Genomic DNA, 10,554 nt, shown 5'->3' on the forward strand with positions numbered 1-10,554 from the left:
TGAACCTGTCGAAGGCTGGGCACTGTGGGTTTGCGGGGTGTGAGCCGCATGGATGCGGCGACCAAGGCTACATGGACGTACTTGCGCCGTCCCCGCAAACCCACAGTGCCCCGCCATCCCGCGGAATGCCGCTCTGGCTTTTGACGTTGACGTTGCCTCGGCAGGTGCAGGGCTGCAAGCCCTGCAAAACACCCCTACGAACTGCAAGAAAGCATCGAGCACCCGGCACGGTGATCCGCCCACGCCGGCCGCTTGCCGGCATAGTGCTCCAGCCCCGGCCGCTCCGTGTACGGATCACGCAACACGTCCTGCAGCGCATGCACGCCCCCCAGGTCGCCCTGCTCCGCCCGGTCGATCGCTTCCTGCGCCAGCCAGTTGCGCAGCACGTACAACGGATTGGCCGCCGCCATCTTCGCCAGCCGTGCCTCCGCCGTCAGCGGATCGGCACGCAACCGCGCCGCGTACTCCTGCAGCCACTGCTGCAGCGGCGCCCGCACCGCCTGCCGGCGCGCGTCGTGGTAGTACACCGCATCCAGCACCCCGACATCCGGCGCCGCCGCATCCACGCGCATCAGAGCGCGCCAGGCCAGGGTCATGTCCATCCCGCCTTCCTGCAGCAGCTGCTGCCAGCGCAGGTAGAGCTGCAGGTCTTCGTCATCGGCGGCCGCCAGGCCCAGTTTGGCCGCGGCATCGCGGCGGGTGCAGGCTACGAACGTGGACTGGAACGCGGCCAGCCCCGCCTGCAACGGCTGCACGTCGGCGAACAGCGGCGACAGCGCCTGCGCCAGCCGGTTGAGGTTCCAGTACGCCACCTGTGGCTGGGTGCCGAAGCGGTAACGGCGGCCCTGGGCGTCGGTGGTGTTGGGCGTCCAGTCCGGATCGTAATCCTCCACCCAGCCATACGGGCCGTAGTCGATGGTCAGGCCCAGCACGGACAGGTTGTCGGTGTTCATCACCCCGTGCACGAAACCGACGCGCATCCAGTGCGCCATCAGCTCGGCGGTGCGCACCGCGATCTGCGCGAACCAGTCGCCATACAGCGCCTCGCCCTCGCCCTGCAGCTCGGGAAAATCGCGGGCAATGCAGGCATCGGCCAGCTGCTTCAGCAGCGCGGTCTCGCCACGCGAGGCCGGCAGTTCGAACGTACCGAAGCGGATGAACGATGGCGCCACGCGGCAGACGATGGCGCCCGGTTCGGCGCGCGGGTGGCCGTCGTAGAACATGTCGCGCACCACGTCTTCGCCGGTACCGACCAGCGACAGGGCGCGCGTGGTCGGCACGCCCAGGTGATGCATCGCTTCGCTGCACAGGAACTCACGGATGGACGAGCGCAGTACGGCGCGACCATCCGCGCCGCGCGAGTACGGGGTCGGCCCGGCGCCCTTCAGCTGCAGCTCCCAGTGCCGGCCATCGGCGGCCACCAGTTCACCCAGCGAGATCGCGCGGCCATCGCCCAGCTGGCCCGCCCAGTGGCCGAACTGGTGGCCGCCGTAGTTGGCCGCCCACGGCTGCATGCCGGCGTACAACGCGTTGCCGCCGAATACCTCGGCGAAGTCATCGTCCTGCACGTCGGCCGCCTCGAAGCCGAGCAGCGCGGCAACCTCCGGCGACCAGGCCAGCAGGGTCGGCGCGGCGACCGGCGTCGGCATCACCGATGACCATGCGGCACCGCGCACTTCGCGGCGGCGCGGGCCGCTCTCGGGGTCGCCCGGCAGGGCGGTCAGCAGGCGGTTGTCGAAACGGGGAGCGTTGGTATCCATCCGCACAGGATGGGGGCGACGGGGCCGCGCCTCAATCGCCGCGCAGGGCCTGCAGGGCGCCGCCCTTGGCCTCGGCGCGCTGGTACGCCGGGCGCTCGCCGATGCGCGCGAGGAAGCCGCGCAGCGCCGGCTTGTCGTCCAGTCCGCCACCGCGGGCTGCGGCGGCCTGGATCGGGAAGCTCATCTGGATGTCGGCGGCGGTGAAACGGTCGCCCGCGAACCACGGGCTTTCTTCCAGGCGCCGCTCCATCCACTCCAGGTGCAGGCGCCGCTGCGGGCCGATGAAGCTGCGCTCGGCCTTGTCGGCAATGCTGCGGGCGATCGGGCGGGCAAAGAACGGCATCGGCGCACTGCGGATGCGGCCGATCACCAGGGTCAGCAGCAACGGCGGCATCGCCGAGCCTTCGGCGTAATGCAGCCAGTAGCGGTAGTCGATGCGCTCGGCAGCCTCGGCCGGCATCGGCGCGGGCGACAGCTGGCGATCGGTGTCGTAGCGGTCGGCCAGGTAGTCGAGGATGGCCCCGGACTCGGCCAGCACCAGATCCCCCTCCTGCAGCACCGGCGATTTGCCCAGCGGATGCACCTCGCGCAGCCCCGGCGGCGCCAGCAGCGTCTTCGGGTCACGCGGGTAGCGGCGCAGCTCGTAATCCAGCCCCAGCTCTTCCAGCATCCACAGCACGCGCAGCGAACGGGAATTTTCCAGGTGGTGGACGATGCGCATGGGCGGGCTCCTAGGGGGAGCGCGCATCGTACCGCGCGCCGGTGTGTGCGTTGCGCGCATAAAAAAACGCCGGAAGCTTTCGCTTCCGGCGTTTCTGGCTACCAAACGGTAGCAGACGGATTAGACCGCCTGCACCTGGTCAGCCTGCATACCCTTCTGGCCCTGAACGGCGATGAAGGTAACCTTCTGGCCTTCCTGCAGGGTCTTGAAGCCGGTGCCCTGGATGGCACGGAAGTGCACGAACAGGTCCGGGCCGCTTTCCGGGGTGATGAAGCCGAAGCCCTTGGCGTCGTTGAACCACTTGACGGTGCCGGTCTGACGATCAGACATTTGACTAACTCCTGAAACACATGTTGAAAAAATCGCAGCCACCGGGAATCGGGGCCGAGACTGAGTTGCAGGCGTTGGTAAAGCGGATCGATGAGCGGATCGTGAGATCAACTGCACCAGGCCACGATTCACGGTGACCCTAGCAAACACAGTGGGTCGAACGATACGCGTCTTTTGGGGAAAAAGCGATAGCCCTGACATTCATTCGCGTCGCCTGCCCCGCCAGGCGTGGCAAGGCTTGGCACCGGATCGAGGCTAAACCCGAGTCCCCATTCAGGATTTTCCTACCCTACACTGGGTAGATGACTGAAGCTGAAACCCAAGCTGAACACGGAAGACCGAGGATCTGGGTCGATGCAGACGCCTGCCCCGGCGTCATCCGCGACATCCTGTTCCGCGCCGCCGAGCGGGTCGGCCTGGAGCTGACCATGGTCGCCAACCAGTGGATCCGCACCCCACCCTCGCGCTGGCTGCGCTCGATCCAGGTGCCACAGGGCCTGGACGTGGCCGACAGCGCCATCGTCGAACGGGTGGCCGTCGGCGACCTGGTGGTCACCCAGGACATCCCGCTGGCCGCGTTGGTGCTGGAAAAGAAGGCCGTCGCCCTGAACCCGCGCGGCCAGCTGTACACCGCCAACAACATGGCCGAGCGCCTGTCGATGCGCAATTTCATGGAAGAACTGCGCGGCGCAGGCGTCCAGACCGGCGGCCCGCCGCCGTTGGGCCAGCGCGACCGCCAGCTGTTCGCCGCCGAGCTGGACCGCTGGCTGGCCCGCGTGAAGCCGTGAGGCTCCAACCGCGCTGATCAGCGCCTTTCCGGCACCTGCAACATGCGCTCGCTGCTGAACGCCCGCCGCTCCCCGCTCAGCGGGTCCTGGAACGCCAGGGCCCGCGCCAGCAGCTGCAACGGAGGCGCCTGCAGCCGGTCCACGGCCGGAAACAGCTGCGGATAGAGATCGTCACCAAGGATCGGCGCGCCCAGCGCCGCCATGTGCACGCGCAGCTGGTGCTTCCTCCCGGTTTCCGGCCGCAGCCGGTAATGCCAGATCGCCCCGTCGGCAGCCATCACCTCCACCTCGGTGCGCGCGTTCGCCTCGCCCGGCACTTCGGCCATGCGGAAGAACGGTTCGCCGGCCACGATCCGGCTCCGTCGCTGCAAGGGGAACTGCACGTCCGGCAAGGCCGGCGCCAGCGCCTCGTAGGTTTTGTCGATGCGCCGCTCGCGGAACAGGCGCTGGTAGGCATCGCGCGAATCCGGCCGCTGCGAGAACAGCACCAGCCCGGCCGTGAGCCGGTCCAGGCGGTGCAGCGGCACCAGGCCGGCGTTGCCGGTGTGCGCCACCAGCCGCGCCAACAGGGTTTCGCGCACGTAGCCGCCGGCCGGGGTGACCGGCAGGTAATGCGGTTTGTCGGCCACCAGCAGGTCCGCGTCCTGGTACAGGATGCGCTCGCTGAACGGAATGGACGGCTCAGCGCTGACCTCGCGGAAATACAGGATCTCCAGCCCGACCTGCCAGCGCTGGTCCGCCGCGAGTGCCCTGCCCTGCGCGTCCTGCACGCGGCCGCGCTGGAACCGGTCCAGCCACTGCGCACGGTCGATCCGCGGGAAACGCGCGCACAGCCCGTCGAGCAGGCACGGCCAGTCCCCCGGCGGCAGCTGCAGGCGGCTGGGCAGGATCATGGCGCGACCGCCCCAGGCGACGGCAACGCGGCCGCATCCAGCACCCGCCAGCCATCCCGCTCCCTGCCGTCGCCGCTGCCATCAGCCAGCGCCGCCAGCACCAGCGCCTGCATCACCGCAGGCAGATGCAGGTTGATCCAGCGCCCGTCAGCCGTGCGCAGGCTGCCATGGTCCAACCCGGCGTCGCCGGCCGGCCGCCCCTGTGCCGGCGCGCTGCTGAAGCGCATGCGCAGCCGGCGGCCGGGCGCGTAGGCGGCAAACACCACGCTGGCAGGCACCACGCCGGCTGCGGACGCGCGCACGCTGCAGACGAAGTCGGCATCGGCAATACGCAGGCGGCGGATGCGGGAACGGGTCATGCGCGGTCGTTGCGGGCGGGAAAGCGCCGCCAGAGTGCCACCGTTGACGTCCGGCAGACACCCCGACCACGGACACCCTTCGGGCAAACCTCTATCATGGTCGTCTTTAGTGCACGGATTCCCCATGGCCCTCACCGCCACCATCCGCAAGGCCGAGCTGCAGATCAGCGACATGGATCGCGGCTACTACGCGACCCACAACCTGACCCTGGCCCAGCACCCGTCGGAGACCGACGAACGCCTGATGGTGCGCCTGCTCGCCTTCGCCCTCAACGCCGACGACCGCCTGGAGTTCGGCCGCGGCCTGAGCACCGACGACGAGCCGGACCTGTGGAACCACGACTACACCGGCGACATCCTGCAGTGGATCGACCTGGGCCACCCCGATGAATCGCGCATCCGCAAGGCCTGCAACCGCAGCCGGCAGGTGCAGGTGGTGAACTACGGCGGCAATGCCTCCGAGATCTGGTGGAACAAGCAGGGCAAGGCCCTGGCCCGCTTCGACAACCTGTCGGTGGTCGACCTCGACGGCGCCTTCGTCGAACAGTGGGGCCAGCAGATCCAGCGCGCCATGCGGTTCAGCGTGCTGATCCAGGATGGCGAAGTGCAGATCATCAACGACCAGATGCAGCTCGACATCATTCCGAACTGGCGCAAGCGCGCCAAGGCATGAGCACGATCCGCCGCGACGTGCTGGTCATCGGCGCCGGCGCGGCTGGCCTGATGACCGCGATCACCGCCGGCCAGCGCGGCCGCCACGTGCAGGTGATCGACCATGCCAACAAGGTCGGCAAGAAGATCCTGATGTCCGGTGGTGGCCGCTGCAACTTCACCAACACCGGCACCACCCCGGCCAACTTCGTCTCCGCCAACCCGCATTTCTGCAAATCGGCGTTGGCGCGCTATTCGCCGTGGCACTTCATCGAGATGGTGGACAAGCACGGCATTGCCCATCACGAGAAGGAGCTGGGGCAGCTGTTCTGCGACATCTCGTCCAAGCAGATCGTGAAGATGCTGGTGGACGAGTGCCTGGCCGCGGGTGTGCAGATCCGCACCGACTGCAGCGTGCAGCGCATCGAGCACGGCAGCGATGGCTTCCGCGTGCACACGAGCCAGGGACTGTTCCATTGCGCCTCGCTGGTGGTGGCCACCGGCGGCCTGTCCATCCCGAGCATGGGCGCCACCGGCTTCGGTTATGAGCTGGCCCGCCAGTTCGGCCACCAGGTGCTGCCCACCCGCGCCGGACTGGTGCCGCTGACCCTCAGTGGCACCCACCAGGAGCGACTGGCCGACCTCAGCGGCGTCGCCCTGCCGGTCGAGGCGCGCTGCAACGGCAAGAGCTTCCAGAACTTCATGCTGCTGACCCATCGGGGCGTCAGCGGGCCGGCCATCCTGCAGATCTCCTCGTTCTGGCAACCCGGCGATGCACTGGAGCTGGACCTGCTGCCGGGCCAGGACGCGACCGAGTGGCTGCGGCAGATGAAGCGCGACCGCCCGGCGGCCGAACTGCGCACGGTGCTGGCCGAGGTTCTGCCCAAGCGCCTGGCCCAGCGCCTGTGCGAACACTGGCTGCCGGACCGCCCGGTGCGGCAGCTGGACGAACCGGTGCTGCGCCAGGCCGGGCAGCTGCTGGGCGCCTTCCCGCTGGTGGCCAGCGGCACCGAGGGCTACCGCACCGCCGAGGTCACCTTGGGCGGCGTGGACACCGCCGAGGTGTCGTCGGCCACGATGGAATCCAAGCGCGTGCCCGGCCTGCATTTCGTCGGCGAAGTGCTCGACGTGACCGGCTGGCTGGGCGGCTACAACTTCCAGTGGGCCTGGGCCAGCGGCCATGCCGCGGGCAGCGTGGTGTGAACCGCATCGCCGTTCCAGTGCTGCACGGGGCGCGCGCATGGACGGACTGGCGCGCATCGTGTATCTAGATTTGCAGATTGGGGAGCAGTGCATGCAGAACGCGAACGACATCACCATCAGGCTGCTGATCGTCGATGACAGCGGCGAGAACGCCGAAGCCATCGTCAGCACCCTGCGCAACAGCGGCATCGCCGTGCGCCCGTGGCGGCCGCAGGATGCGGCCGAGCTGTCGCAGGTGCTGGCCAGCCAGGCCATCGACCTGGTGCTGGCCTCCCCGTCGCAGGGCATCCCGCTGCCACTGGTGGCCCAGCACATCGCCGCCAGCGGCAAGGACATCCCGCTGGTCCTGCTGGCCGATCGCATCGACGAGGACGAACTGGTCCAGGCCAGCAGCAACGGCGTCCGTGCCCTCGCCCTGCGCCAGCGCAACGACCACCTGCTGGCGGTGGTGCGCGACCAGTGGGTCGACCTGCAGGCGCGCCGTGGCCTGCGCCGCATCGAGGCGCAGATGCGCGAGACCGAGCGCCGCTGCGATGCCCTGATCGCTTCTTCGCGCGACCCCATTGCCTATGTCCACGAAGGCATGCACATCCGTGCCAACGATGCCTATCTGGACATGTTCGGCTATGAGGACTTCGACGATATCGAAGGCATCTCGCTGCTGGACATGGTCGCCGCCCAGCACGTGGACAGCTTCAAACAATTGCTGAAGTCGCTCAGCCGTGGCGAGGCGCCGCCGCCGCAGTACCAGCTGGACGCGCGCCACCAGGATGGCAGCGCCTTCCCGGCCACCATGGAATTCACCGCCGCCACTTACGAAGGCGAGTCCTGCCTGCAGGTGGTGTTCCGCCGCCGCCTGGAACTGGACACCGAGCTGGCCCGCGAGGTCGAGGACCTGCGCCAGCGCGACCAGGTCACCGGCCTGCTCAATCGCCCCACCTTCATGCTGCAGGTGGAAGATGCGGTGGCCCAGGCCGGCCGCAGCGAGGGCCAGTTCGGCCTGCTGCTTGTCGAACCGGACCACTACGCGCGCCTCATCCCTGATATCGGACTGGACTCGGCCGACGCCCTGATCGGCGCGATGGCCGCGCTGCTGGCTGACGTGGTGGGCGATGACGCGCAGATGGCGCGCTTCGGCGAACACAGCTTCGCGGTGCTGCAGTCCGGCCCCTACGCACAGACGCTGGCCATGGCCGATCGCATCCGCGAAGCCTTTGCCGCACACGTGTTCACCATCGGCGCGCGATCGGCCACGGTCACCGTCAGCCTTGGCGGCGTCCAGGTGGGCGAAAAGATCGCCAGCATCGGCCAGGTGCTGGCGCGTGCCAGCGAATGTGCGCAGGCTGCTGCCGCCCTCGGCAATACCACGCGTATCTTCGACCCGGCCGCGGTCGACCGCATCGAGGAAGAGCGCGTGCAGCGCTGGGTCGCGCGCATCCGCGAGGCCCTGGCCGGCGACGGTTTCCAGCTGCACTACCAGCCGGTGCTGAACCTGCAGGGCGAGCCGCTGGAACTGTACGAGGCCTACCTGCGGCTGGAGCACAACGGCGAGCTGCTCAGCCCGACCGCCTTCCTCGGCATCGCCGAGGAGCACGGCGTGCTCGGCGACATCAACCGCTGGGTCGTCTCGCAGGCGATCAGCGTGCTGGGCGCACGTGCGCGCGCCGGCCATGACACCCAGATCCTGGTCAAGGTCACCCCCGAGTCGTTCGACGACCCGAAGATGATCGCCACGCTGCGCCAGCAGCTGCAGGCACAGGGCGTGCCGGGCGAGCGCCTGTGGCTGCATGCGCCGGAGGCGAAGGTGTTCACCCACCTGCGTGCCGCCCAGCAGTTCCTCGCCGACGTCGCCCCGCTGGGCTGCCGGATCGGCCTGGAGCAGTTTGGTTCCGGGCTGGATTCGTTCCAGCTGCTGGCCCACTTCGAGCCGCAGTTCCTCAAGCTGGATCGCGGCTTCACCAGTGACCTGGCGGCGACCCGCGAGAACATCGACCGCATCAGCCAGATCACCGCGCGTGCGCAGGAAGCCGGCATCCGCACCATGGCCGAGTTCGTCAGCGATGCCAACTCGATGACCCTGCTGTTCAGCGCGGGCGTCGACTACGTGCAGGGCGATTTCGTCGGCCCGGCACTGCCGTCGATGAACTTCGATTTCGGCTGAACCCGCTGATGCCGGCCAGCGGCCGGCACTACCACCGACCGCACAGGTAGCGCCGGGTCATACCCGGCGAGCGCAGCGGCATCCACGGCATCCGCCGGGCATGGCCCGGCGCTACCGTCTATCGCGTCAGGTCAGATCGACCAGGTTGGCGATCTTCACGTCCGGGTTGACGTCGGCTTCGTAATCGACGCCTTCCACGCCGAACCCGAACAGGCGCAGGAAATCGGCCTTGTAGCCGGCCAGGTCGCTGATCTCGTACAGGTTCTCGTTGGTCACCTGCGGCCACAGCTCCAGCACCCTGCCCTGCACTTCCGGGGCCATTTCCTTGTAGTCGGCGCGCAGGCGACCTTCCTCGTCCACCAGGGCGACGGTACGGCCCTGCCCATCGACCAGGTCGTGGCGCAGGCGGTCGACGGCCACGCCGTCAGCCTTGCCGCCGTAGAGGATGTCGTACAGCACGTCGAGCTGCTCGATGCAGCCCTCGTGGGTGCCCTGCGCCTTCATCACCTTGAACAGCAGCGACAGGTACAGCGGCATGGTCGGGATGGCCGAGCTGGCCTGGGTGACCACCGCCTTCAGCACCGACACGCGCGCGTCGCCGCCGATCTTCGCCAGCGATGCGCGCAGGCCCAGCACCTTGTCGTCGAGGTCCTTCTTGGCCGCGCCGATCGAACCGTTCCAGTAGATCGCCTGGGTGATCTCTTCGCCCACGTAGGTGAAGGCGGTGGTGGTGCAGCCGTTGGCCAGTACGCCGGCCTCGGACAGCGCATCGATCCACATCTGCCAGTCTTCGCCGCCCATCACCGCGACGGTGCCGGCGATCTCCTCGGCCGTGGCCGGCTGCAGGTGGGTCTCGGTCAGCACTTCCTTGTCGGTATCCAGGCCGCGCAGGACGATCGGCTCGCCGATCGGCTTCAGCGTCGAGCTGATGATCTCGCCGGTCTTGGGGTGCTTGCGGCGCGGCGCGGCCAGGCTGTAGACGACCTGGTCGACCTGGCCGAGGTCGGCCTTGATCATCTCGATGGTCTTGGCCTTTACTTCATCGGAGAAGGCATCGCCGTTGATGCTCTTGGCGTACAGGCCGGCTTCGTCGGCGTACTTGTGGAACGCGGCGGAGTTGTACCAGCCCGCGGTGCCCGGCTTGGTTTCGCTGCCCGGGCGCTCGAAGAAGATGCCGAGGGTCGCGGCGCCGCTGCCGAAGGCGGCAGTGATGCGCGCGGCCAGGCCGTAGCCGGTGGAGGCACCGATGACCAGCACGCGCTTGGGACCGTTCTGGATAGGCGGGCGGGCTCGGATGTAGTCGATCTGCTGCTTGACCGCGGCCTCGCAGCCGGTCGGGTGGGGGGTGACGCAGATGAAGCCGCGGACGCGCGGTTTGATGACCATGGATACCTCGGGTTGGCAGATGCGGCGCACGGGGCGCTCAGCAGGAATACGGGCGCGCGCAGGCGCGCGCGAACCGCAGGATCGTAGTGCGCGGGGGAAGAATGCACAACCGACGCTGGCGTAGGGTGGGGTTTGTTCTGCAGGGCTGCGCCCTGCACCCGCCGAAGCAACGGCCAGAGCCGAGGCAACAGCCAAAGCCGGTTTCCTGAGGGATGGCGGGGTGGGTCCGGTGGCAGGGGGCGCCGTGAACCCGTCCATGGGGGCTTGGTCGCCGCATCCATGCGGCTCACACCCCTGCCACC

General features: G+C 68.4%; 10 protein-coding genes. 4 read left to right on the forward strand and 6 right to left on the reverse strand.

Going from position 1 to position 10,554, the window contains the following annotated elements:
• Positions 1 to 194 precede the first annotated feature (194 nt).
• The 3 genes from DCO49_RS17740 to DCO49_RS17750 form a co-directional block, all read right to left on the reverse strand.
• Positions 195 to 1,760 (reverse strand): YdiU family protein, encoded by a 1,566-nt coding sequence (locus tag DCO49_RS17740; protein WP_116865120.1) that lies wholly within the window; start codon positions 1,758 to 1,760, stop codon positions 195 to 197.
• 31 nt (positions 1,761 to 1,791) lie between these two features.
• Positions 1,792 to 2,481 carry a glutathione S-transferase gene (locus DCO49_RS17745; RefSeq protein WP_116865121.1) on the reverse strand — a complete coding sequence of 230 codons (690 nt, stop codon included), beginning with the start codon at positions 2,479 to 2,481 and terminating at the stop codon, positions 1,792 to 1,794.
• Between the two features lie 120 nt (positions 2,482 to 2,601).
• A complete protein-coding gene (locus DCO49_RS17750) occupies positions 2,602 to 2,811 on the reverse strand; it encodes a cold-shock protein (protein ID WP_004153307.1) in 210 nt (69 codons plus the stop codon).
• Positions 2,812 to 3,113: 302 nt separating this feature from the next.
• Between DCO49_RS17750 and DCO49_RS17755 the strand changes: the two genes are divergently transcribed.
• Entirely contained in the window at positions 3,114 to 3,599 is a 486-nt protein-coding gene (locus DCO49_RS17755; protein WP_116865122.1) for a YaiI/YqxD family protein, read from the forward strand.
• A gap of 17 nt (positions 3,600 to 3,616) precedes the next feature.
• On the opposite strand, the gene DCO49_RS17760 is transcribed toward DCO49_RS17755, so the two are convergent.
• Positions 3,617 to 4,492, reverse strand: a complete 876-nt coding sequence (locus DCO49_RS17760; RefSeq protein ID WP_116865123.1) for a pseudouridine synthase — start codon at positions 4,490 to 4,492, stop codon at positions 3,617 to 3,619.
• Complete coding sequence (locus tag DCO49_RS17765) at positions 4,489 to 4,851, reverse strand: hypothetical protein (protein ID WP_116865124.1); 363 nt, start codon at positions 4,849 to 4,851, stop codon at positions 4,489 to 4,491. The genes DCO49_RS17760 and DCO49_RS17765 overlap by 4 nt, the downstream gene beginning before the upstream one ends.
• 124 nt (positions 4,852 to 4,975) lie before the next feature.
• On the opposite strand from DCO49_RS17765, the gene DCO49_RS17770 reads away from it, so the two are divergent.
• The 3 genes from DCO49_RS17770 (at position 4,976) to DCO49_RS17780 (ending at position 8,866) form a co-directional block, all read left to right on the forward strand.
• Positions 4,976 to 5,524, forward strand: coding sequence for a YaeQ family protein (locus tag DCO49_RS17770; RefSeq protein ID WP_116865125.1), 549 nt, complete (start codon positions 4,976 to 4,978; stop codon positions 5,522 to 5,524).
• Positions 5,521 to 6,705, forward strand: coding sequence for an NAD(P)/FAD-dependent oxidoreductase (locus DCO49_RS17775; RefSeq protein WP_116865126.1), 1,185 nt, complete (start codon positions 5,521 to 5,523; stop codon positions 6,703 to 6,705). Before DCO49_RS17770 ends, DCO49_RS17775 begins: the two co-directional genes overlap by 4 nt.
• A gap of 91 nt (positions 6,706 to 6,796) precedes the next feature.
• Complete coding sequence (locus tag DCO49_RS17780; protein WP_116865128.1) at positions 6,797 to 8,866, forward strand: EAL domain-containing protein; 2,070 nt, start codon at positions 6,797 to 6,799, stop codon at positions 8,864 to 8,866.
• A 126-nt stretch (positions 8,867 to 8,992) separates the two neighbouring features.
• Here DCO49_RS17780 and fabV read toward each other — a convergent pair whose 3' ends face one another.
• Positions 8,993 to 10,252, reverse strand: a complete 1,260-nt coding sequence (gene fabV, locus DCO49_RS17785; RefSeq protein WP_116865127.1) for an enoyl-ACP reductase FabV — start codon at positions 10,250 to 10,252, stop codon at positions 8,993 to 8,995.
• Between the last annotated feature and the right edge of the window lie 302 nt (positions 10,253 to 10,554).

It is taken from the genome of Stenotrophomonas sp. SPM (assembly GCF_003105135.1).
GTDB lineage: Bacteria > Pseudomonadota > Gammaproteobacteria > Xanthomonadales > Xanthomonadaceae > Stenotrophomonas.